17 protein-coding genes are annotated in these 25,761 nt (G+C 36.3%); 12 read left to right on the forward strand and 5 right to left on the reverse strand.

The window, feature by feature from the left end; translation table 11 throughout:
* The first annotated feature begins 2 nt into the window (after positions 1-2).
* The 6 genes from CLU81_RS00910 (at position 3) to CLU81_RS00935 (ending at position 7,887) form a co-directional block, all read left to right on the forward strand.
* A complete protein-coding gene (locus CLU81_RS00910; RefSeq protein ID WP_099708105.1) occupies positions 3-590 on the forward strand; it encodes a hypothetical protein in 588 nt (195 codons plus the stop codon).
* Between the two features lie 210 nt (positions 591-800).
* On the forward strand, positions 801-1,439 hold the full coding sequence (locus tag CLU81_RS00915; RefSeq protein ID WP_099708106.1) for a GH25 family lysozyme: 639 nt from the start codon (positions 801-803) through the stop codon (positions 1,437-1,439).
* Between the two features lie 44 nt (positions 1,440-1,483).
* A complete protein-coding gene (locus CLU81_RS00920; protein WP_099708107.1) occupies positions 1,484-2,302 on the forward strand; it encodes a GH-E family nuclease in 819 nt (272 codons plus the stop codon).
* A gap of 7 nt (positions 2,303-2,309) precedes the next feature.
* Positions 2,310-4,829 carry a DUF4157 domain-containing protein gene (locus tag CLU81_RS00925; RefSeq protein WP_099708108.1) on the forward strand — a complete coding sequence of 840 codons (2,520 nt, stop codon included), beginning with the start codon at positions 2,310-2,312 and terminating at the stop codon, positions 4,827-4,829.
* Positions 4,830-4,855: 26 nt separating this feature from the next.
* The gene (locus CLU81_RS00930; protein WP_099708109.1) at positions 4,856-6,619 is read left to right on the forward strand and encodes a DUF4157 domain-containing protein; all 1,764 of its coding nucleotides are present in this window, start codon (positions 4,856-4,858) and stop codon (positions 6,617-6,619) included.
* Positions 6,620-6,771: 152 nt separating this feature from the next.
* Positions 6,772-7,887 (forward strand): hypothetical protein, encoded by a 1,116-nt coding sequence (locus CLU81_RS00935; protein WP_099708110.1) that lies wholly within the window; start codon positions 6,772-6,774, stop codon positions 7,885-7,887.
* 299 nt (positions 7,888-8,186) lie between these two features.
* Here the strand turns inward: CLU81_RS00935 and CLU81_RS00945 are convergent, their stop codons facing one another.
* Positions 8,187-9,107: an IS3 family transposase gene (locus tag CLU81_RS00945; RefSeq protein ID WP_144444448.1), complete on the reverse strand. Its 921-nt coding sequence runs from the start codon at positions 9,105-9,107 to the stop codon at positions 8,187-8,189.
* Positions 9,050-9,352 (reverse strand): transposase, encoded by a 303-nt coding sequence (locus CLU81_RS00950; protein ID WP_099707978.1) that lies wholly within the window; start codon positions 9,350-9,352, stop codon positions 9,050-9,052. Before CLU81_RS00950 ends, CLU81_RS00945 begins: the two co-directional genes overlap by 58 nt.
* 134 nt (positions 9,353-9,486) lie before the next feature.
* Here CLU81_RS00950 and CLU81_RS00955 point away from each other — a divergent pair, with 134 nt between their 5' ends.
* The 5 genes from CLU81_RS00955 (at position 9,487) to CLU81_RS00975 (ending at position 22,259) form a co-directional block, all read left to right on the forward strand.
* Positions 9,487-9,915: a hypothetical protein gene (locus CLU81_RS00955; RefSeq protein ID WP_099708112.1), complete on the forward strand. Its 429-nt coding sequence runs from the start codon at positions 9,487-9,489 to the stop codon at positions 9,913-9,915.
* 656 nt (positions 9,916-10,571) lie between these two features.
* Positions 10,572-11,150 carry a phage tail protein gene (locus CLU81_RS00960; RefSeq protein WP_099708113.1) on the forward strand — a complete coding sequence of 193 codons (579 nt, stop codon included), beginning with the start codon at positions 10,572-10,574 and terminating at the stop codon, positions 11,148-11,150.
* Positions 11,151-11,204: 54 nt separating this feature from the next.
* Positions 11,205-12,341, forward strand: a complete 1,137-nt coding sequence (locus CLU81_RS00965; protein WP_099708114.1) for an ABC transporter substrate-binding protein — start codon at positions 11,205-11,207, stop codon at positions 12,339-12,341.
* Between the two features lie 15 nt (positions 12,342-12,356).
* Positions 12,357-21,362 (forward strand): T9SS type A sorting domain-containing protein, encoded by a 9,006-nt coding sequence (locus CLU81_RS00970; protein WP_099708115.1) that lies wholly within the window; start codon positions 12,357-12,359, stop codon positions 21,360-21,362.
* A 51-nt stretch (positions 21,363-21,413) separates the two neighbouring features.
* Positions 21,414-22,259 carry an outer membrane beta-barrel protein gene (locus CLU81_RS00975; RefSeq protein ID WP_099708116.1) on the forward strand — a complete coding sequence of 282 codons (846 nt, stop codon included), beginning with the start codon at positions 21,414-21,416 and terminating at the stop codon, positions 22,257-22,259.
* 462 nt (positions 22,260-22,721) lie between these two features.
* Here the strand turns inward: CLU81_RS00975 and CLU81_RS00980 are convergent, their stop codons facing one another.
* Both CLU81_RS00980 and CLU81_RS00985 read right to left on the reverse strand, forming a co-directional pair.
* Entirely contained in the window at positions 22,722-23,144 is a 423-nt protein-coding gene (locus tag CLU81_RS00980; protein ID WP_099708117.1) for an MgtC/SapB family protein, read from the reverse strand.
* Between the two features lie 49 nt (positions 23,145-23,193).
* Positions 23,194-23,562 carry a helix-turn-helix domain-containing protein gene (locus CLU81_RS00985; protein ID WP_099708118.1) on the reverse strand — a complete coding sequence of 123 codons (369 nt, stop codon included), beginning with the start codon at positions 23,560-23,562 and terminating at the stop codon, positions 23,194-23,196.
* A 157-nt stretch (positions 23,563-23,719) separates the two neighbouring features.
* On the opposite strand from CLU81_RS00985, the gene CLU81_RS00990 reads away from it, so the two are divergent.
* Positions 23,720-24,250, forward strand: a complete 531-nt coding sequence (locus CLU81_RS00990; RefSeq protein ID WP_099708119.1) for an NAD(P)H-dependent oxidoreductase — start codon at positions 23,720-23,722, stop codon at positions 24,248-24,250.
* A gap of 340 nt (positions 24,251-24,590) precedes the next feature.
* Here the strand turns inward: CLU81_RS00990 and CLU81_RS00995 are convergent, their stop codons facing one another.
* Positions 24,591-25,706: a taurine catabolism dioxygenase TauD gene (locus CLU81_RS00995; protein ID WP_099708120.1), complete on the reverse strand. Its 1,116-nt coding sequence runs from the start codon at positions 25,704-25,706 to the stop codon at positions 24,591-24,593.
* Positions 25,707-25,761: the final 55 nt, after the last annotated feature.

Raw genomic sequence — 25,761 nt, forward strand, 5'->3', positions numbered from 1 at the left:
TTATGAAAAAAAATGAAAACATAATTCAACCTATTCCTGATGAGGACAATTTATACTATTATAAAATGACTCTTAAAATTGGAAACTGGAGAAAACATTTTGATCTCAATTATGTCAATACGATAATTGCAATGGCACTGCATTTTTTTACTAAAAAGGATCAGATTTTGTTCAATGGATTTCTAATTACAAGTCAAAATGTCTATCTAATGATACAAACTAAAGAGGAAACTATAGAATCAGTGGTTAGTAAAATTGAGCTTCGAATTATTTATTTATTAAAAAATAATCCGAAGAAACTAAAAGTAAACCGAAACGAGATTTCTTTTATCGCCGACGATGAAAGTTTTTTTTATGAAACCCAAAAACCTTTATTCAAAATACATCCGTTGCGTAATAAACATTTAGAAAAACTGATTACAGGAGAAAAAGTAGAACTACCTTATTTTGATCGTACTCTTCAGAATTTGAAAGCAACGATTCATAATCATCCGTATTGTTCGGCTATTTCTTATTTAGGTGGTATTAGCACTGTAAAAGTTACCGAATTTCAAAAAGCAGATAAGGATAAGCCAGATCGTGATCGATAAAAATTAATAACACATAGAAACATAATTTTCTCTGCCTAAAAAAAGAATATAAATAAGAACAAGTTTCTTCACACATAGTTTGTCACCCTGAGCGAAGTCGAAGGGCGCTTCAATTGAAACACGAGCTTCGACTGCGCTCAGCATGACAAATAGTTATTAAAATAAAGAACCAAATCAACAAAAGCTATTAACGAAACTAAACCACAAAAAATGACTACACCAGCAACTAATAATTTCACTGTATTTGGTATTGATATTTCAAGATATCAGGGCAACGAAATCAATTTTCTAAATAAGCAAGTTGACAAACTCACTTTTATAATCTGCAAAGCTACAGAAGGAATTACCTATACTGATTCGAGTTTTAAGACAAACTGGCCAGCGATTCAGGCAAAAGGATATGTTCGTGGAGCCTATCATTTTTATCATTGCAACGATGATCCTTCCAAACAGGTTGCTAATTATCTGGGCGTTATGGGTGCGTTTTCAGACACGGACTTTCCTCCTATTGTTGACTTTGAAGAAAGCAGCATTGATGCGGGCGTTAATAAAGCGAGTATTCAGCCTAATTTATTGCAGTTCTTAACTTTATTAGAACAAAAAACAGGACGAAAACCTCTTATTTATACGGATAATAATACGGCAAATGCTTATTTGACTGATCCTTCGTTTGCTGGTTATGCGTTATGGATTGCCAATTATAACCCTACGCTTAAAATACCAAATGTCTGGACAAACTGGACGATCTGGCAACAATCTCAAAGTTATAAGCTAAATGGTCAGCTTAATGATTATGATGTTTTTAATGGTGATAGTAATGCTTTTTCAAATTTCATTCAATCGAGTTAAGGTTCTGAAATAGTACGCAGTTATATAATTCAAAAAAGAAGAAAATGACGCAGCAACATAAAAAAATATCGGAAAATAAAACGACTCTAACTGCCGCAAATGCAAATCGGGATAATAACGCTATTCAATTAAAAGACAATCGCGAATATTCTCTTGTACAAAGAAAAATGCAGGAACATGTAGAAAATAGTCTACAACAAAACACAATTTCTAATACTGGTGTTGCGCAGTTAAAAGGTGGTAAAAAAGAGGAGAAAAAGAATCCTAAGAAAAGAAAAAGAGAAGAGTCTGAAAGTGATGAAGAAGGCAGCGATGACGATGGCAGCGGTGATTTTGTACCTCCGCAAGCAAAAAAACAAAAGAGATTTCATATCCCAAACGATACTACGGAACATGTTATAAGGCATACTGCTCACAAACGCGAAAATGTCAATAGTAATTATGATGATGTTTATACTTGCCCCGGATGTAGACGACCTCTTGCTTATACCAAAAAAGGAAGCAAGAAGCTGGAACTTACCAAATATGCTTTTACTAGTAAAGGTGGTAATCATCACGAACAACGGGCTTTGACATTAGACCACTATCCTACTTGGGCACCGCGAGAACGTGAATTGAAGTCGAAAGGCGCGACTAATGAAGAAATAAAAGAAGATCACAATGATCCGGATCGTCTTAGGGCTTTTTGCAAAGTATGCAATGAAAGTCACAAGTATGAGAAAAAGAAAAAAGTCGATTATGAAAGTGATACTGATGAAGAAGGATATCATACTCCGGATGATGAACCTGAAAACAAAGGTTTTTATAGCGGTTTCCGCAAGGGTCCTGATCCTGGTTCCGGTGGTGCTGGAATAACTACATAAAAAGAAAATGACGCAACAACACGACAAAATATCCGAAAATAAAACAGCCGTAACTGCTGCCTATAATGGTGGCGGGACTACTGCTGTGCAATTAAAAAACAATCGGAAATATTCTGTTGTACAAAGAAAGCTTGCTGAGAGAAGTGCTGCAACGCAACAAGCTTCTTTTACTCCTGTTCAAAGAAAAGCAAACAATACTGGCTTGCCCAATAATCTAAAATCCGGAATAGAAAATCTTTCGGGTCATTCTATGGATGATGTCAAAGTGCATTATAACTCTGATAAACCTGCTCAGCTTAATGCTCATGCTTATGCTCAGGGATCTGATATACATATAGCTTCAGGACAAGAAAAACATTTGCCACATGAAGCTTGGCACGTTGTACAACAAAAACAAGGACGGGTGAAACCTAATTTACAAATGAAGGGAAAAGTGAATGTAAATGATGATTCAGGTTTAGAAAAGGAAGCTGATGTTATGGGGAATAAAGCTTTGAATATTCAGTTAAAAAAAACTGGTATTCAAATTATAGAATCAAACGTTTCTATACCCCAAGTTAAACAATTGTCTAAAATTAGCAAATTACCTCCAGTATCTGGTATTTTGCTTCCCTGTGGACATGAAAGTCAGGGAATAGTACAAAGAATGATTTTGTTCAATCTTCCTCCGGAAGCAAAAGATATTGAAGAACTTGAAAAATACGTCTATGGAACAGTAATTAATAATCGCGGACAAAATTTTGAAGAGGCTATAAGTGGACATAAAGATGCTCATTTATGGATGGATATTATACGAGATGCGCTCTATAAAAAAGAGATTGTGAGAGCTACGCAACAGATAAAAAATGTAATTGATATTGTAAACGACTCTGAAACCAAAAAGCCTCATCACCCAAATCCTGTGCATAAAGGCAAAAATGGGGGTGCAAAAAAACTGGCATTAGAAAATGAAGCTCCCTACACTATAAGTAAAACTGCTTTGAGTACTTCTCTTGTTAATAAGGCCCGCAAGTTAATTATTGATTCTCGTCAATTAGATACTAACAAATTTATGCTAGGTCTTTTGGTTCTTCCTGATGGTCAACAAATTTTTGCGCTTTCAGGAAATAAACCTGAAATGGTAAAATTAGTTGAAATGATTTTGGAAAAAGATTTTCAATTGTTCAATAATAAAGTTTATGATAAAACCTCGATTTCTCCTGAAGATGAAGCAAAATACGAAGAAGATGTCAGTGACGAAATAGGTAAAAATGACAAATACTTTGCTTATGAAGATAGAAAAGTAGTTAGAAAAAGAAGTGTGAACAAAGAAGATTTAGGGTCCTTTCCTGCTAACTGTTCAGCTGCGGTAGCTTTGTCAGTGGCAAAAACCGTTGATCCTAAAGCTTTTACTGGTTCGGCAAAAATGGGCTTGACCGAAGTTTTTGTATCAGGGAACCCCAATTCAAAAGTGTTGATTTATAATAAGCTAACTGCTGAGGGGGATAGCTTTACGATGCATGATGAAGATGTTCCTTCTTGTCACGTTTGTCAAATGCAATTAGCAAAAGTAGCATCTGAAGTAGTAGAACTTGAGAGACAAGGTATTACGGAAAGAGTTAGAATGGAAATCGATAAAACAAGTTATAGTATAGAACAATCAACAAAAAAATTAACTGCTCTAAAACAAGAAAAGGAACAAAAAAGCCCTTTGGCAAGTCAAGAAAAGGTACTGGAAAAAGCATTTGCCGAAGGTAAAGAAAAGCAATTAAGTTTGAAACAAGATCTTACAAATGTGGAACAAAAATTAAAAAATACCACCAAAAAATTAAACAAATTTAATGCCGAGGTCGAAGGACTAGAAGAACAAATTAACAATTTGAATTATGAGAAAAAAGGATGGGATAAAGAAGCAAAAACTTCTAAAAAATTTGAATTGCAAATGCTTGCTATCGAATCCAGAATAAAAAAATTGGAGGACAAGATTACGGAACTTGAAGCAGATTATAAAGAGTTACATAACGCAGGTAAAGGATTCGGTATAGTTTATACAGCATGGCATAAAAAAATAGCTGCTTTGCAAGTTAAATATCCTGAGGTTAAACCAAAAGATATGGAAAGCAAATTGTCAAAAGAGATTGAAGCTCTAGAAAAAATTAAATCTAAGGAAGAAGCAGATAAATCAAGAGTTTATGGAGAAAATACTTCTGCTAGTTTTACAGCCAGAGTATCAATCGCTGATCAAAAAAAAAGAGACATTTCAGACGAAATAAAACTAAAAACTGGTTCTAGAAATGAAATGAGTGCGCATGCTAAAGAGTTATCGATCGATCAAATAGCATTAAAAGAAGAAAATGACAAACTAAACCAAGAAATCGAAAAATTAATTTTAGAAAACAAAAATTTAGAAGTTAATTTAAGTGAGTCATCAACAGCTGCACAAGAATTACGTAAAATCGATAAAGAAATTAAAGATCTGGAAACAACACAAGCCAGGGAAATTCGAGAGTTGAAGATTCTTACATTAAAACAAAATGTCTATCATTAATCATAACGATGTTTTAAAAATTAAAAATGATACAGCAACACGACAAAATATCGGAAAATAAAACAACTGAAGCTTCTGCTAATAATGGCGGTGGGACTAGTGCTGTTCAATTAAAAAACAATCGGGAATATTCTGTTGTACAACAAAAACTTGCTGAAAAAACTATAAAGCAACAAGCTTCTTTCCCTCCTGTTCAAAGAAAAGCAAACAATACTGGCTTGCCTAATAATCTAAAATCCGGAATCGAAAATCTTTCCGGTCATTCTATGGATGATGTAAAGGTTCATTATAACTCTGATAAACCTGCTCAGCTTAATGCTCATGCTTATGCGCAGGGAACAGATATTCATCTTGCATCCGGACAAGAAAAACATTTACCGCACGAGGCTTGGCACGTAGTACAGCAAAAACAAGGCAGAGTAAAACCTACTTTGCAAATGAAGGGAAAAGTGAATGTCAATGATGATACCGGTCTCGAAAAGGAAGCAGATGTTATGGGTGCGAAAGCAATCCAATTGAAAAAAGAAATTAAGCAACCCAATACGCTTAAGACAGGAAATAATAATGGAAGTAGCTCTGTAAGACAATTAAAAAGCGAGCAAACTACAGATTATGGAAAATTTATTGCTGATCCGTACCAAACCATTCCAGCTACGGCACCTGTATCAGGGGCACATATCGAGTTGAAATTTGAACCCAATGAAAAAGTTGAGGGACGAATAGGTCTTGTCCAAACAGTAAAAAGAGACCTTTATACAGATAAAGGTGAGCATGCTACAAAAGACAGCGACTTTGGGCCAATGAAAGGCCAGGTTCTTGAAGGGGATAACAAAGGCTGGAGAGTAGATCAACTTCCGTTTGGAGAAACAAAAGGAGTGCTCGGTTATGGGAAAAAGAAATTTCTACAAACGACTAGTCCAGTAGCATATGGATTCTCAAACTATCATTCAGGTCATGAAGCATTGCCAGAAAAACTTTCCGATACACCCAACCCAAAAAATACCTTACCGTCTCATGGGTATAAAGGAAACAAAACTCAAACAGGTTATAGAAAAAATAATACCATAATACCTGCAATACTGGAAGATACCCCAACCCACCCAAAAAATGGAGGTTCACTATTTCTTGCAGAAACTGCGGCGATCATTCTGGATGGTCCAATGCAAAAGACTTATCTGGGTTCAATAGAATGGGGATATGTGGCTGCGGCAGGGAAATCGGCACAACTGCAGCCTGGAGCTATAAATTTGAAGAGCATGGGTGTTCCATCACCACGGTTTATGGATGCTGCACTAGCGTGGAATAGAGTACAGAAAATAACAGATCCATATAGTGGGACAGAGCATTTAATTATTCCATTACCTGTTCAATATACCGGTTTCAAAAAAGCCAAAGATCTTCCAAGTCTTATAGAAATTATCAAAGAATTTTTGCAAAGCAATCACGATACTCCAGATACTAAGTTAGCCGCTAAGCACCTTCTGACAATGGCAGAATCTGAAGGTCTTCATGCTGATAATCAAATACAAACAGGAATTCCTCAAAGCATAAAGAAGGTAGAAGATGCTCTTAAAATGCCACTTGGCTTCCTAGGTTTTATATCAGGAATGCCAACAGCCAAACTTGTATTCTCATTGAACCAGAAACTCGAATCTCTTAAAACAGAACATGAGAGAGCAAAAAAATATTTTAAAGAGTTGGAATCTCTAGCTGAGCAGCTCGACATTTTAATGAAGAAAATTAATAAAGACAAAACATTAGAAGAAAAAAGCTCCAATTCACAGATTTAATAACGGGTTCCTAATATTTTAATACGATATGGAAAATAGTTATGAAAAAGCAAAAACACAATCTATTGCCAATATTCTAAACCAGAAAACTGTTCAGAGTAAGGAATCTCTAATAAACTTAATCTAAATATTAATCTTTAAAAACTACAAAAATGAGCGACATTTCAAGAATTCCAAATGCTTCGGCATTATTTCCTTTAAGAGGAAGTGCTTATGTACCGGCACCATCAGATGATGCATTAAACCCTCCTGAAAAGTATTTTGACACTGATTTTACCAATTCTACGTTTCCTCTTATATGGGGAAAAGCAAATGGCGGTCGTGGCGATCTTTCTAATTTTGCCAATGATCTTAGAGTAAATTTTTTACATCTCTACGATTGGAGTACACCACCATATCCGGGTCAGGAACCAGGACAAAATCAAAGATCGCACATATCCTTTTTAAATGAGTGTGCTGCTAATAATATTAAAGTTTTTGTTCCTATTTCTAATTATTTTCTGGTACAATTAAATAAGGGAAAAGATGTAACAGCTTTTATTACAGCAATGGTAATTGAAATTTACAATGCCGGAACAACTCCGCATAAAGCCGCTGGAATCTGGGGAATTGGTAATGAATTTGATCAACCTGGAGAATTTACAGTAACGGATGTCGCTAAGATGATTCAGATTCTTATCAATATTGAAACAAAACTAGGAATTCCGACGTCAAATTTATTGCCAATTACTTCGCCAGTTTCATTTGCAGATCCAACACATACAAATATACCCGGAATTATTGCTATCCAAAAACTTCAAGCAGCTCTTAAGAATATTGGTTTAGAAAATGTTTGGAATAATAGATTTATTGCTTCTATAAATCCCCAAAACTCTGGCGACTATATTAGAAATTATATTGATGTAACATTTCCTAAATATTTTCCTAATATTCCTTTTTTCTTTACAGAAATGGGTGCTCCTATCAAACAGGATTGGGATTGGCCTGTAAAAACGGAAGAACAGCAAGCTGATTACGTTCTTTCTCAAATACAAAATTCACATCCGCGAGGTAACTTTTTAGGCGCTTGTGTATTTCAATTCCTGAATCAAACCACTCTTAAAACAGGTTCTGAAAGTACTTTTGGAATGACAAAACACTCCGGATCTTTTACAACCGGTATTATACCGCAATCTTATAAGCCGGGTGGAGGTCAAACTTATAATGTTGATACACTCACACACAAACCAATGTATCAGAGTGTTAAAACAGGTTTTTCGGCTATGTAATATGAATTTAGATGTTTCACACAAATCAATGAGCAGTTTTTAAATTAATTGAACAAAAACTGCTCAACGATTCAAAATAATTATCCGATGAGCAATCAGTTTATTTTTTGAAGAATTTAATGCAACTAAAATGGATCAGTACTCAGGAAAATATTTTACCCAAAATCATTCAATAACTTCGACAGCTAATAGTCAGAGTGGGAAAAATGCGATTCAATTAATGGATAATCGTCCTGTATCTGCTTTGCAGCAAAAGCTTTCTGGACTTGCAACAAAAAGTCGGACAAATTTTCTAAGACCTATGCTACACTTTCTATTTTATAAAATTCTAGTTCCATTTCTTTAGGTGTTTTATATCCCAAAGAAGAATGCAGACGTTTTCTATTATACCATACTTCTATATATTCAAAGACTGCTAATTTAGCTTCTTCAATGGTTGTGAATTTATGCTGATAGATAAGTTCTGCTTTAAGGGTCTTGAAAAAACTTTCAGCTACAGCATTATCCCAACAATTAGCTTTTCTACTCATACTTTGAGTGATTAAAGTATTTTTATTAATCAATTTTCTGAATTCTATCGAAGCATATTGTATTCCTCTATCTGAATGAAAAAGTAAAGATTCTGTTATTTCTCTTTTTGATACTGCCATTTTCCAAGCTGGAATAATCGTTTGATCGGTATACATTCGTGTGCTTAACGACCATCCTATAACCTGCCTGTCATATAAATCAATAATAGTAGTAAGATATAACCAGCCGGCAGCTGTTCTTATATAGGTTATATCAGACACCCAAACCTCATTAAGTGATTTTGGTGTAAAATTTCTATTGAGATGATTACTGCACACTGGATATCGATGATTAGAATCTGTGGTTACTTTAAAGCGTCTTTTAAGTTTACTTCTCCAGCCATTAAGAAGCATCAATTTAGCAACTTTCCTTTTGGATATTTTATATCCTTTTCTTTTTAGCTGTTCCGCTATTCTGGGACTTCCGTAAGTTTGACTGCTTAGATCAAAAACTTCTTTTATTAAATCTGTAAATAGACTATTTTCTATAAATCTATTAGAAGGACCGCCACTGAACCATCTATAATAACTACTTCGGCTTACTTTTAAAACGCTGCACATCTTTTCAATAGGATATAAATGTTTATAGCTGACTATAAATTGGTAGATTTCCCATCGCTCTTGGAAAAGATGTGAACGGCCTTTTTTAATATCTCAAGCTCTAATTCTTTTTCTTTAAGGGCTTTTCGTAATTGTTTTACTTCTAAAGAATCTATCTCTGTCTTTTTAGAAATAATTGGTTGTAGATTAGTAAATGTTTTTTGAGAAGACCTCCATTTATAAATACGCTCTACCTGGACGCCTAGTTCATCTGCTAATTCTTTGATGTTTTCTCGCTCGTAACTTAATCGTACTGCTGATGATTTAAACTCAGCACTGTAAACTCGTTTTTTCATAATTCTAAGATATTTATTTTTATTTAAACAGTCTTAAAATTTATGTCCCAGTAAATGTAGCAACTCCACCGCAAGATGTAACCTTTAGAGATACTCCGGTTGGAAAAGGCAGAGGTGACGGTCAATATAAAAACATGGCAAATACTAATGCTGCCGGCTATGCATGGTTACTAGGCAGAGTTGGGAATCAGCGTTGGGAATGGTTGCATATAAGAGGAGCCGGATTAGGCGGAAAAACCGATTCTACAAATTTAGTTGCCGGTGCAAGAGATGCAAATACACACATGATTCCTTTTGAATCAAATATTAGGCATTTAGGAACTGCCGTAAAAAATCATCCTCAAAAATATTCCAGATTACGGGTAATATGGTCAGTTTCTGGTCAGGTGGCAAAATATGCGTACAAAACCATTAGAATAAAATGGAGTTTATTTAGAAAAAATAATACAAAAAAAGCAACTGGAGATGTTTCGTTTAAACCTTTGGATACCTCAAATAACATTTCTAAAAATGAAGTAACCAAAATAGAAAACCTTTTAAATGACATTCGAAGCGGACTTTAACAAATATAGATGTTGTGGATTCAAATAGCGATTTGTTTTTGAACTACTTTCAATCCTATTTTCTGATGTTTTTAATCGTTTTCTTTTAATATATAACTATTTAAAATTTTCAGTTCATTATTTTAAAAAGACTCTTTGATTAAGATAAAATAAGAATAAACTTAGAAAACTCTGTTTTTCTGATAGTTATGTCATATTTATTTTATAAATTTATTATCTCAAATCGAAAAAGCATACTTCAGTATAAGCCTACAAAGATATTCCCTATTACAACTTTCAATAAAGTTTCTGTGTTTTGATTGACAAAAATCAAGCTTCTTCAGCAACAATCAATCAAAATTACTGTGACACCAAAAAGCGATTTTATGACACGAAAAAACCGTTCTGTGTCATATTATCCAGATTTTACGCGTTGGATATTTAATTTTAAAAACTGAAAAGAGAAATGATAGCGCTGGAAAGTTTGAAAGAAGAATTACTTCGTAAGAAGAATCCTAAATCAACAGCAGTTCATTTAAAAACAGGTAAAAACACCTGTTTCTAAGCAACTTATATAGAGTAATTTAGCATTTCATTAACAAAAATATATTTCAATTTAAAATCTTGAAATCATTAACAAATCTAATTTATTAACTAACCAATTAAACAAAAAAATTATGGACGTATTTTTAGGAACAATTCTAGCATTTGGATTTAACTTTAACCCAAGAGGTTGGCAATTATGTTATGGGCAACTAGTTCCCATATCGCAATACAATGCACTCTTTGCCTTACTTGGAACAACTTATGGAGGCAATGGGACATCTACATTTGCTTTGCCTGATTTAAGAGGTAGATCTCTTGTAGGTCAAGGACAAGGAAATGGATTAACTAATATTGTTATGGGACAAATAAGTGGTACTGAAACCATTACGCTTACAGCAAACAATATGCCTATACATGGTCATCCTCTTACTGCGGGTACATCTCCTATTGCTGTGGCTGTCAATGCAATAAGCTTAAAACCAATCAGTAATGATCCTGATGGCGGTAATAATAATTTTGCTGCTGGCGGTAATACTCCAAATATCTATAGTGAACCTGGAGGAACAACTAATGCTGTTGGTGGTGTAACTGCAACAATTAGTGGTGCTACAGGTGTTGCTGGAGGTAGCCAACCATTTGCTTCAAGAGATCCATACTTAGGTATAAACTTTTGTATCGCTATGGAAGGAATTTTCCCAAGTAGAAACTAATACAATTAAAATGAAACAGAGGCAATTATGCCTCTGTTTTTTTAATCTCATTTTATGGAAGATATTATTAAAATAGGAATTCTAATTCCGAAATCACAACAATACCCAACTCTGGACAAAGATTTTATGAGAGGATTAAAACTTAATAATCTCAATGTGAAATTTTTTGTAGAGAGCATTGGTATTGGTGCTGATGAAAAAATGATAATTGATAAAATACAAAAATTAAATTTTCAAGAGGATATATCTATTATTGTTGGTTTTTTTGGGCATTATAATATGTCTGAGGTTTATAATTATACCTCCAAAAACGATATTCTATTGCTTGCCGCAGATACGGGAGCAACTATGCCTTATGAAACATCTCCTTATAAAGGTGTTTACATAAATTCTTTTGGATTAACGGAATCCTGTTATCATTTAGGAACTTATCTAACTGCCAAAAACTATCAAAAAGTCGTAACCTCAACTTCATTTTATGATTCCGGTTATGGTATGCTGGCGGCAATTGAATATGCTTTTAAAGAAAAACCTATTTTTTCAGGCCACTACATCACTCCTTTTGTGCCCAGAGAAGACGAATCTGAATACATGGGACAGTTTATTAACTCGTATGAACCAGATGCTGTTTTTGCTTTCTACAGTGGTTTGTATGCAAAAGAAAATGCTGATTTTGTAAGTCAAAATAAAATCACTAAAAAGTATCCGTTTTATGTTACTCCGTTTTTTATCAATGATAAAATTCTTGAAGATTATAAAAATGACCCGCACGATCTTTATGTAGTGAGTTCATGGATGCAAAATGATAGTGATAACAGCAATTTTACTGAGGACTATAAAAATAAATACTCAGAGGTCCCAACAGTCTTTTCTATTTTGGGATATGAAAATGGACTTATATTAGAAAACCTTCTTCTAAATGCAGAAAACAATCTTAGTACAAGTTCTTTAATTAACCAGATTGACAAATTGAATATTACTGGACCAAGAGGCAATATTGAATTTGATAAGGACACTAACAGAACAATATTTAATCATTATATGTATAAATTAAATTTTGATTCTTCTAACGATATAAGCTTTAATAAAATTGAAACATTCGTAAATGACGGGCAATTTACCAGAGCTTTTAATTCATTTACAAAGCCCGATTATGTAGGCGGATGGCAAAATGCCTATTTATGTCATTAAACTAAACTGTATGTTATGAAAAAAAAATTACTCTTATTTATCATCTTTTTGTGTACATTCTTTGTACAACAAAACCTTAAAGCCCAGGCAACTGTCTTGGCACCAGGTGATATAGCCTTTATTGGTTATCAAGCGGGAACTCCAACTGATGGTTTCTCTTTTATCACTCTTAAAGATATCAATGCCGGAACGCTTGTATATTTTACAGAATGTGGATGGGGAAACGGTGCATGGATTCCATCAAACCCCGAAACTCATTTATTATGGACTGTTCCAGCCTTTACACCCGCTGGTAGAATTATATCAATAGTCGAAAGTTCGGCTGATGTTTTTACAGTCACAGGCTCAAGCGGAATAACACTTGCGTTGAATACAGGTTTTAATCTTCCTACTGCCGGCGACCAGATATTGGCGTATCAATCTGCAACAGGTCCACAACCGGCATCACCTACGTTTATTGCAGGTATACATGCAGATTATAATTCTTCAATTTACGACCCTATAACTACATGGACTACAGCAGCAGGTGCAGCAGCAGGTGGATCATCTGAGAGTTCATTACCACCTGGTTTAACTAATGGTACAACTTGTATTTCGTTGTTTCCGGGAGGAGTTCCCCCTGAACAAAATAACAGTAAATACATAGGAACTTTGACAGGTACAACTGCTGATTTATTGTCTAAAATTAATAATCCGTCAGCCACATACTGGTCGCATAGTACCGGAAACGTTGATTTAGGAATTATTCCTACTAGTTATCCTACACCTGCAGTATCTACTGTAGTAGTGGCAACTGTTTCAACTACTACAGCTACAAGTGTTAAAGCTGTTTCTGCTGTAATGGGTGGAAATTTAACTGTAGATGGCGGTGATGCAACCGTTCAAAGAGGTATTGTTTGGGCTACAACGGCAGCTCCAACTGTTGGTGCTGATCATAAAGTTCAAAACGGAACTGGAATTGGTAACTTTAGTGCTACTATAACAGGACTTCCTTCTGGAACAACTATTCATTATCGAGCTTATGCTACAAATAGTGCCGGTACCAGTTATGGTACTGAATCGACATTTAATACAGGTGCAGGTTTAAGTACCTCATCGACTCCACAAGTTGACATACTTTGTAATGGAGGTAATACTGGTTCAGCCACTGTTAATGTAACTGGTGGTACATTAAGCTATACTTATTTATGGTCTCCGTCTGGAGGAAGCGGAGCAACAGCTTCTACTCTTACTGCCGGAAATTATTCTGTAACTATTACTGATGGTGAAGGAACACAAATTACCAGAACTTTTACAATAACAGAACCTCCAGTAATTGTTGGAACACCTTCAACAACGGCAGAAACTTGTTTTGGATTAAATAATGGTACTGCGACTATTACTCCAACAGGAGGTGTTGGATCATATACTTACCTATGGTCTAACGGAGCTACGACTGCTACTGCTTCGGGGCTTGCACCCGGAACTTATAGTGTTACTGTTACAGATGGTAATGCTTGTTCAAAAACTATTCCCGGTATTAGTGTTGGAGGACCAACAGCTGCTCTGTCAGCAACAACTTCTACAACACAGGTTTCTTGTTTTCTAGGGACTAATGGTACTGCAACTGTTACTCCAGCTGGAGGAACAGGAACAAAAACATATTTGTGGTCAAACGGAGCTACAACTGCTACTACAACAGGACTTGCAGCTGGAACTTATAGTGTCACAGTTAAAGATGCAAATTTATGTTCTGTAACTATACCCGGAATCGTTGTAGGAGGACCTACAGCCGCTGTTAGCGGAACTTATGTTACTACACCGGTTACTTGTTTTGGAGCAAATAATGGTAGTGCTACAGTTACTGCATCAGGAGGTACTCCAGGATATACTTACTCATGGTCTCCATCTGGAGGTACCGGAGCAACAGCCTCTAATCTTGGATCTGGAACTTATAGCGTTACTATCACAGATAATAATGGGTGCCCAACTACTGTTACTGGAATTGTTGTAGGTGGACCAACAGCAACTCTTAATGGAAGTATAAGTGGTAGCTCAGTTACTTGTTTTGGAGGTGCTGATGGTATTGCTACTGTTGCTGCATTTGGAGGTACTCCAAGTTATACCTACTTATGGTCAAACGGAGCTACTACCGCATCAGCTTCTGGACTTGTCACTGGAACTTACAGTGTTACAATTACTGATGCTAATGCATGTAGCCGAACTATAAGTAATATCTTTGTAGGAACAAGAACAGCTATAAATCCTACTCCAACACAAGTAAATGTAAGTTGTAATGGAGGCAATAATGGTTCTGCAACGGTTACTCCTACAGGAGGAGGAGGAACGGGAACCTATACTTATCTTTGGAGTAATGGTGCAACTTCAGCCACAGCATCAAATTTATTGGCAGGAAATTATTCTGTAACTATTACTAATTCTTTATCTTGCTCAGTAACACAAGCTTTTACTATTACTGAACCACCTGTATTAGTAGCTTCTCAAGATACATTTACTAATCCGAGTTGTAATACTGGAACAAACGGATCTGCAACTGTTGTAGTTTCGGGAGGAACTTCACCTTATACTTATTCATGGTCACCATCTGGAGGAACTGCAGCTACTGCTTCAGGTCTTGCGGACGGTACATATACTGTTACCGTTACCGATGCTAAAGGTTGTTCAACAACACAATCTTTTACACTTGTAGAGCCATCTGCTTTAGCAGTAACGCCTTCTCATGTTGATGTATTATGTAATGGAGCTGCAACTGGTTCTGCCAGTGTAGTTGTATCAGGCGGAACACCTGGTTATACTTACTCATGGTCACCTACAGGAGGTACTGCAGATACTGCTACAGGTTTAACAGCAGGAACTTATACGATAACAATTACAGATAGTAATAGTTGTTCTACTACAGAAACAATTACAATAACAGAACCAACAGCATTAACTGCTACACAAGGAACAACTGTTAATGTAGATTGTTATGGTGATACTACGGGATCAGCTACTGTAAATGTAACTGGCGGAACTGGCTCTTACTCTTACTCTTGGTCGCCATCTGGTGGTACAGGAGCAACAGCTTCAGGATTAGCTGCCGGAAATTATGTTGTAACTGTAACTGATGATAATGCTTGTTCAACAACTCAGGGTTTCACTATTAATGAACCAGCAGCTGCCCTTTCAGCAACTACAGCATCAACTGATGTTAGTTGTTTTGGCGGATCTAATGGAACTGCAAGTGTTACGGTATCAGGAGGAACTCCAAATTATTCTTATTCATGGGCACCTTTGGGTGGTACAACATCATCAATTTCAGGCAGACCTGCCGGAGATTATACTTGTACAATTACCGATTCAAAAGGATGTATATTAACTAAAACTATTACTATTGGTAGTCCTACTATCTTATCTGGTACGATCTCAAAAGTAGACGTTTCCTGTAATGGAGGAACTAATGGATCAGCAACTGTAACTCCAACAGGAGGAGTTGGTTCATATACATATTCATGGTCACCTACCGGAGGTAACGCTGCTACAGCATCAGGACTTGCTCAGGGAACTTATACTGTGTTGATCCAAGATGGAAATACATGTGGCGCTACAGTAAGTGTTACGATAGACGAACCTGCACTTTTAACATTGTCACTCAGCAAAACTGATGTATTATGTAATGGTGGAGCCACAGGAACTGCAACTGCAACTCCAGCAGGCGGAAATGGTTCTTATACCTATTCATGGTCACCTTCTGGTGGTACTGCTGCAACTGCAACTGGACTTGCAATTGGAACTTACACCTGCACAGTTACTGATGCTAAAGGTTGTTTTGTATCACAATCAATCACTATTGTTGAGCCTGCAATCTTAAGTGCTACAACAAGTCAAATAGATGCAACCTGTTCAATAGGTGGTCAGGCATCTGTAAATGTTAGCGGCGGTGCAATTCCATATTCTTATGCATGGTCTTCGGGTCAGACATCAGCACTGGCAACGGGATTAGCTGCAGGCAGTCATACTTGTACAATCACAGATGCTAATGGATGTACACTTACTAAAAACTTTTTTATTAATACAACGAATACTTTAGTTGCTGCTACATCTCAAACTGATGTTTTATGTAATGGTACAAATACAGGTTCAGTTTCGGTAATTCCATCAGGAGCACCGGGTCCATTTACTTATGTTTGGGCACCGTCTGGCGGAAATAGCGATACTGCAAGCAACCTTACAGCTGGAAATTATTCAGTAACAATAACATCGGCAAATGGTTGTTCTATTGTAAAAACTTTTACAATTATTGAACCTTCTGCTTTAGCAGTTACTCCATCTCAAGTTGATTTATTATGTCACGGAGGAACTAATGGATCTGCATCTGTAGCTGTAACAGGCGGAGCTGGTTCTTATACTTATGCATGGTCACCTTCTGGTGGAACTGCAGATACAGCAACCGGACTTACTGCAGGAACTTATACTGTAACGATTACAGATGGCAATTTATGTCAAACAACTCAATCCTTTACAATTACAGAACCTGCTGCTCTTACTGCAACAATTGCTCCAACAAATGTTAGCTGTAACGGAGGAACAAACGGATCTGCAACTGTAACGGCAACCGGTGGAACTGGTGCATATACTTATTCATGGTCACCAACTGGCGGAACTGCTGCAACAGCTTCAGGACTTACTGCGGGAACTTATACCGTAACAGTAACAGATGCTAATAGCTGTACAACAACCGAAAGCGTTACTTTAACTCAACCAAGTACATTAGTTGCTTCTAATGGAGGTCAGACAGATGTTACTTGCAACGGACTTAACGATGGATCTGCAACTGTAAATGCAACTGGAGGATCTGGTGCATATACTTATTCATGGTCACCTTCTGGTGGAACTGCTGCAACTGCAACTGGACTTAGTCCGGGAACTTATACTGTAACAGTTACTGATGGAAATGGTTGTACTGAAACACAAAGTTTTACAATTGTAGAACCTAATGTTTTAACAGCTTCGGCAGCAGGTCAAACGGATGTTTCTTGTCATGGAGGAACTACAGGATCTGCAACTGTAATTGCAGCTGGAGGATCTGGTACATATACATACGCATGGTCACCTTCTGGTGGAACTGCTGACACAGCAACCGGACTTACTGCAGGAACTTATACTGTAACAGTAACAGATACTAACAATTGTACTGCAACACAAAGTTTTACTTTAACAGAACCTAATGCACTTACAGCAACAATTGCTCCAACAAATGTTAGCTGTAATAGTGGAGCAAACGGATCTGCAACTGTAACTGCAACTGGAGGAACTGGTGCATATACATATTCATGGGCGCCTTCTGGTGGTACTGCCGCTACAGCTTCAGGACTTACTGCAGGAACTTATACTGTAACAATAACTGATGTGAATAGCTGTACAACAACTGAAAGCGTTACTATAACTGAACCAGCTGCATTAGTTGCTTCTGTGGGAGGTCAAACTGATGTTACCTGCAACGGTCTTAACAATGGATCAGCCACTGTAACTGCAACTGGAGGAACAGGAACTTATACATATTCATGGTCTCCATCAGGCGGAACAGCTGCAACTGCAACTGGTCTTAGTCCGGGAACTTATACTGTAACGGTTACCGATGCTAACAGTTGTTTTACAACACAAAGTTTTACAATTGTAGAACCAACTGTTTTAACAGCTTCAGCAGCAGGTCAAACGGATGTTTCTTGTAATGGAGGAACTACAGGATCTGCAACTGTAACTGCAACTGGAGGAACAGGAACTTATACTTATTCATGGTCTCCGTCAGGCGGAATTGCTGCAACAGCTTCTGGACTTAGTGCAGGAACTTATATAGCAACCGTAACAGACGCAAACAATTGTACTTCAACACAAAGTTTTACAATTACAGAACCTAACGCGCTTACTGCATCAATAGCTTCAGTAGATGTAAATTGTAACGGAGGAACTACAGGATCTGCAACTGCAACTGTAACTGGAGGAACTGGTTTATACACTTATTCATGGGCTCCTTCTGGAGGAACTGCTGCAACAGCAACAGGACTTAGCGCAGGAACTTATATAGTAACAGTAACAGATGCTAATAGTTGTACAACAACTCAAAGCGTTACTATAACTCAACCAACTGCATTAGTTGCTTCTATTGGAAGTAAAACAGATGTTACTTGCAACGGACTTAGCAATGGATCAGCCACTGTAAATGCAACTGGAGGAACAGGAACTTACACCTATTCATGGTCACCTACTGGTGGAACTGCTGCAACTGCAACTGGACTTAGTGCGGGAACTTATATTGCAACAGTAACAGATGCAAACAATTGTACTGCAACACAAAGTTTTACAATCACAGAACCAACTCCATTAACAGCGTCAGCAACAAGTAAAACAGATGTTACTTGTAATGGACTTAACAATGGATCAGCAACTGTAACTGCAGCTGGTGGAACAGGCTTATATACTTATGCTTGGGCACCATCTGGCGGAACTGCTGCAACTGCAACAGGACTTAGTCCGGGAACTTATATAGTAACAGTAACAGATGCAAACAGTTGTGTAGCAACACAAAGTTTTACAATTGCACAACCAGCTGTATTAACAGCTTCAGCATTAGGTCAAACAGATGTTTCTTGTAATGGAGGAGCTACAGGATCTGCAACCGTAACTGCTGCTGGTGGATCAGGAACTTATACATACGCCTGGTTACCTTCTGGTGGAACTGCTGCAACTGCAACAGGACTTAGCGCAGGAACTTATACAGTAACTGTAACAGATACAAACAATTGTACAGCAATACAAAGTTTTACAATCACGGAACCTAATGCAATTACTGCAACAATTGCTCCAACAAATGTAAATTGTCATGGAGGAGCTACGGGATCTGCAACTGCAACAGCAATTGGAGGAACTGGTATCTATACTTATGCATGGTCACCTTCTGGTGGAAATGCTGCAACAGCAACAGGACTTGTTGCAGGAACTTATACAGTAACTGTAACAGATGCTAATAGCTGTTTTACAACTCAAAGCGTTACGATAACTGAACCAAGTTTAGTAGTTGCTTCTATTACAGTTGACGCAAATGTTTCTTGTAGTGGAGCAAGTAATGGATCTGCGACTGCAACTGCAACTGGCGGAACTGGTACTTATACATATGTATGGTTACCTTCTGGTGGAACTGCTGCAACTGCAACAGGACTTAGTGCAGGAAATTATACTGTAACAGTAACAGATTCAAATGGATGTAGTGCAACTCAAAGTGTTGCAATCACTGAACCAGCTGTCTTAACTGCAACAACTACACAAGTAAATGTAAGTTGTCTTGGAGCAACTGATGGATCTGCAACTGTAACTGCAACCGGAGGAACTGGCATATATACTTACGCATGGTTACCTTCTGGTGGAACTGCTGCAACTGCAACAGGGCTTAGCGCAGGAAATTATACTGTAACTATTACTGATGCAAACGGATGTTCAGTGACAAAAGCACTAAGCATAATAACAATTCCTGATGTAACAGCTCCGGTACCTAATTTGGCAACATTGCCTACGATTAATGCTAGTTGTTCAATTACAGCAGCTCAGATTCCTGTTCCAACAGCAACTGACAACTGTGCGGGAATAATCAATGCAACAACAACCAATCCTTTAAACTATTCGGCTGTTGGTACTTATGTAATTACATGGAGTTATAATGATGGACACGGAAATATTTCAACTCAAAATCAAACAGTAAATGTAACAGCATCACCATTAGATCTGGTAACATTTATCGATACTGAGTTTACTTATAACGGAAGTCTTAATACTATACAAGTAGGTAATCTTCCTGTAGGAGCAACAGTAACTTATGCAATAACTCCAGCATCAGGAACACCAAATGGAGCTATCAATGCAGGTGATTACAGCATAACAGCTACAGTAACACCATCTGCAAGCACGCCAAATTGTACTCCAGTAACTCTAACTGCGCAGCTTACAATTAAAAAAGCAGCACAACAGATTACTTTTGCAGCCTTGCCAGTTAAAATTCTTGGAGCAATTAATACCTTCAATTTAGCCGCAATTGCAAATTCAGGATTGGCAATACGCTACTCATTTACCTCTACTACTGCCCTGCCGGCTGCAAATGTTTCCGCAACTACAGGTTTAGTAAGTATGTTAAGAGCGGGTTCAATATTAATTACGGCGCATCAGGATGGTAATAGTAATTACTTACCGGCTGCAGATGTTTCTCAACTTCTTGTTATCAAGAACAATGACGTATCAATTGCAAAAATTACTATTGGAAGCCAAACATTCCTGACTCCTGGTAATAATATCAAATATGTAATGGTATGTGATGAAAACAATCCAAGTGTTTCTATTGTAAATGAAACAAATGCTGTGATTACTCCATCTGCTAACTTTAATATTACTACTCCAAAACCTGGAATTTATACACAAAACGTAACAGTAACTTCTGAAGATGGAACTGTAAGTAACACTTATACGATAACTGTAGAAAAACCATTTGGATTCTTTGATATCGTTCGTCAAAAATTCAATAACGTACTTCTTGTAAATAACAATCCTTTAACTAATGGAGGTTACGAATTTGTATCTTACGAATGGTTTAAAAACGGTCAGCTAATTGGAACAGGTCAATATTATACAGCAGGAAATGCTTTAGGAACAACATTAGATCCTACAGCAGATTACAGTGTAAAAATGACTACAAAAGATGGAAAAGTACTTCAAACTTGCAAAAGCAAAATTTCACTATCGAAATCAGCAGATGCTAAACTTTATCCAAATCCAATTCAAAGTGGAAAAACAATTACTGTTGAAGCAGATTTCTCTACAGAAGAATTAGCAAACATGCAAATTAGTCTGTATTCTGTATCAGGTCAATTGATCAAAACGGTTAAATCATCTTCAATACAAACTGAGATAGAATTACCTCAGGCAGAAGCAAGTATGTATATTGTAGTTGTTGAAACTGGTAATATCAAGAAAACACTAAAAGTAATTGTAAATAAATAAAATCTGGCAGTGCTATTCATTCAATAGCACTGCCATAAAAAACAATTAAAGATGAAAAAATATATAAACTATATAACATCAACGTTGATGATTACGGTACTTTTAGGAACATGTCTAAAAAGTAATGCTCAGGATAAAAAACAAGAATTATCAATTTCTGTCGCAGGTCCGTTTTCATTTCTGAAATATCCCAGCGCCGGAGAAGTAGTTCCTGGAAACGGAATCAGTGCCGGACTTCGCTATTCGTATTATTTAAACGAAGGCATAAGTATTGGTGTTGGTGCAGAATATCAAACGTATAGATCTGATGTAAAATTCGCGTATCTTGCAGGGCAATATACAACCATTGATGCCGAAAATGAATCATTTCAATTCAGATACAAAGCAACTCAATTAAGAGAAAAGCAAAATTTAGGATATGTAAATGTTCCAATTACGATTCAATATGAGAATCCGGGAACAACAAAATTTTATATAGCTGCCGGTTTTAAAGTAGGATTTGCAGTAAGCGGAAACTATGAAACAAAAATAGACAATCTTACTACAAGCGGTTATTATCCACAATACAATGTTGAATTGTTTGGTCCGGCATTTGCAGGATTTGCAAGTACAGATGATATCAAAGTAAGCAAACAAGATGTAACTACGAAAACCTCATATTCAGCTACGTTTGAAACAGGTTTAAAACAAAAAGTAGGAGACAGAAGTTCCGTTTACATCGGACTATATCTGGACTATGGATTAAATGACATAATAGATAAAAACAACAAAAATCTAGTAGAATATAATCCTGCAATACCAGTACAGCTGCACTACAACAGTACACTTGATACACAATTCACAAATAATATCAGATTGGTTTCATACGGGCTTAAATTGAGATATGCCTTGAGATAAGTTTTTACAATTTAGATAATCTTTCCTTAAAAGGGAAAAATTAAAAGCCGATTTTCTTAATGAAAATCGGCTTTTTGTGTTTATACATAATCCTCCCAAATTTGTACCGTCAGGTACTAAATATTGGTAGAAAAAACATGAATTGAAATGAATTTAGCGTGCCGTAGGTACGCAACAATATGATAACAGTTGCGTACCTACGGCACGCCAACGAACATTGAACGTATAATTATTACCAACATTTTGTACCTAAAGGCACATCTTTTTTTAACGCAAAGTTTAAAACACAAAGTTCGCAAAGCTTTATCGATTATAGCTTTGCGAACTTTGTGTTTATTAACTACAATCCAAGAAAAAGACCTTCGCGCACTTTGCGGTAAAAAAATAAACCTTAGCGAACTTTGCGTTTTCTACTTTGCTTTCTTTGCGGTAAAAAAACACATTTCCTGTTTCTCAAAAAAATCACTTCCTATTTCTCAACCAATTCTCAACAGGTTCCAAAACAGTATTCACAGTAACAACCAAAAATGTACAAATCAAAGCCTCAACAAAATACCCAGAAGCAGCAATACAGCCAATAGCAGCGCTGCACCATATTGTGGCCGCCGAATTTAATCCGTGTACATTAGCACCTTCCCTAAAAATAACTCCCGCACCCAAAAATCCAACACCCATAACAACTTGAGCCGTAATACGGGTTACGTCAATATTTGGTGCCGTTCCAGCCACTTTTATAGACAACAAAACAAAAGCGGCCGCACCGGTTGCAACCAGCATATTTGTTTTTAAACCAGTTTCTTTATGATGCCATTGACGCTCAAAACCAATAATTAATCCAGCGAACAAAGCAATTACAAGTCGGGTTAAAAATTCAGTAGTACTCAATATAATGTGATTTTATAAGGTTAAAAATAAAAATTTCTAAAGCAGATTTTTAGCTTTCTACTTCAACAGTTTGATTTTCTAATATGTTTTTTAATTGAGGAGCAAATTCCAATCCCCATTTATCAATAGCAGAAATCAAAGGCATTAACGATTCGCCCTCTTCCGTAAGAAAATATTCTACACGTAACGGAACTTCATAATAAACAGTTTTTCCTAAAAGTCCATGAAATTCCAATTCCTTAAGCTGGTTTTGCAATACACGTTTCGTAATCCCCGTAATCGCATTAACCAAATCCTTAGGACGTTTTATACCTTTTGAAATTTCATCCAACAAACAAAATTTCCATTTAGAACCAAACACTTCCATAGCTACAGTAAGACCACAGTTATAATCAATTGGTATTTTTCGCTGATACATAAAATATTCATTTAGTACTACAAAAATAGAAAACAAATATTGTTTTTATAAGAAAAATGAATAGGGATTAATTTATCACTATGGGATTAATTCGCCCCTTATTGTAGTATTTATCAATGTGTTTGATCTTTGCAATAGAAAATTTAAAAGTAAAAAAATGAAAACACTTGTAATTATAATTCATCCCAATCTCGAAACATCCATTATAAACAAAAGATGGATCGAAGAATTAAGTAAATATCCAGATCAATATACCTTACATGATTTGTACAGTTTATATCCAGACGAAAAAATCGACATTAAAAAAGAACAGCAATTAGTAGAAAATCACGACAAGATTATATTTCAGTTCCCATTTTACTGGTTCAATTGTCCGCCTTTATTCAAAAAATGGTTAGATGAAGTTGTAATTTCCGGATGGGCTTACGGAAAAACCAGCAGTTATAAGTTAGCCAATAAAAAAATTGCCTTAAGTATTTCAGCAGGAATTAATAAAGAAGATTACAGTCCAAGCGGAAGATATAAATACACACTAGAACAATTAACAGCACCATTTGAAGTTTCTTTCAATTACATCAAAGCCGATTATAAACCCTTATTTGCTTTTTACGGAGCTGAACATGAAGTAACCAAAGAACAACTAGAAAATAATACAAAAGAATACATTTCATTTCTGGAAGCTTTGTAAAACATCGCGATAACACAATCTTGTCATTCTGAGGAACGAAGAATCCCCACAAGTAACTCGACACAGATTAGCGACAATACAACCACAATCTTGTCATTGCGAGGAACGAAGCAACCTCACTAACATTAAGACACGAAATTTGATTTAGCAAATGTGATTGCTTCGTTCCTCGAAATGACAAAAAAAAAGAAAAACCTCTAAAATCAATACTTTAGAGGTTTTTATATAAAGAAAAAAAATCAAAAAAATAAAAGTGCACGACAATTTGCATCTAACATCTTGCCTCTTGCTTCTAAAATCTTCCTTCTAACATCTAACAAGAAACAATTCACAAAAGAAGCTAATCCAGATCAAAAATTTTCCCCAAATGCTCTTCCATGATAAAATAAGGATCATTAGTTTGAGTCACAGATCGCATATGAATTAAACTCGTTTTGCTCATCATTCTAAGCATTTGTCGGCGTTCGCATTTTACAATCTTGCCATTTTCTTCACGTTGTCCCGCAACAAAAGCACTTCGACCATGCGCGCACAAATGATTATTTACAAAGATTACATCACCTGAATTTGGCACATATTCACTATTTATAAGTTCCTTAGCCTCATTCCAAAATTCAGTTAAATTATAAAGAGCTTCCGGAGTTTGTCCCGCATTTTCATTGAATATTTGTTCGGCGGCATCAAAACGAATAAAAGGAAGTTGTCTGTTTCCGTATAAAACCGAAGCCGTAGGACCAGGAATTGCCTGATCATCATCATAATTAGCATCTTTTGGACACTGATAAATTGGATCAAATAATTTTTCCATAGTCTCATTAACTTCACCGTGAGAACGAATCGAATATAAAGTTGAAGGAACCCTTTCCTCATTTCTTAGATAAAGAAAACTCAAAAAGTCAGCCTGATTGCTCAAAAAAGCATCTTCGGTATGAACATATAAATCCGTTTTAGAACCAGATCCGGTTTGAGTTGCAGCCATTTTTTCATCCGGAATCACAGCATGCAAAAGCCCTCCACCCTTTCTTTGCGCATAATATTGCACCGGTTTAGAAGGAACTGCGCCATGAAGAAGCGAACATATAAAACCGTATTTATTCAGTTTTGCATAATCTGCACCTTGCCAGTTTGGAGGCGTTGGTCCTAAATCTTCCTGATCGACTTCCAGAAGGCCCTGAAAAACAATTGCCCCATATTGATTAGCCGAAAAATCAGAACCAAACTGACTTAAAATTCTGCTAATGCGTTCCGGAAGCAATTGAAAAGCGTGAAGATGAAGCGCAGCAATATAATCGGGGGTTTCATAATGATCAAAAGCTTTCACTAAAAGATTGCCAACATTCGACAAAATATTCCTTTCCTGAGGCGTAACTACTACTATTAATGGCTTTGTAGGAATTTCAAAACTTAAATTTGTTTTTGCAGGCCTTTCCTCTGCAATAATTGATTGTGATTTCATTTTTTCAATTCATTTATAGTTATTAAAAGATGTGGGGGATAAAATTTACAATTAC

This window comes from Flavobacterium sp. 9, from assembly GCF_002754195.1.
In the GTDB taxonomy this organism is placed as follows: domain Bacteria; phylum Bacteroidota; class Bacteroidia; order Flavobacteriales; family Flavobacteriaceae; genus Flavobacterium.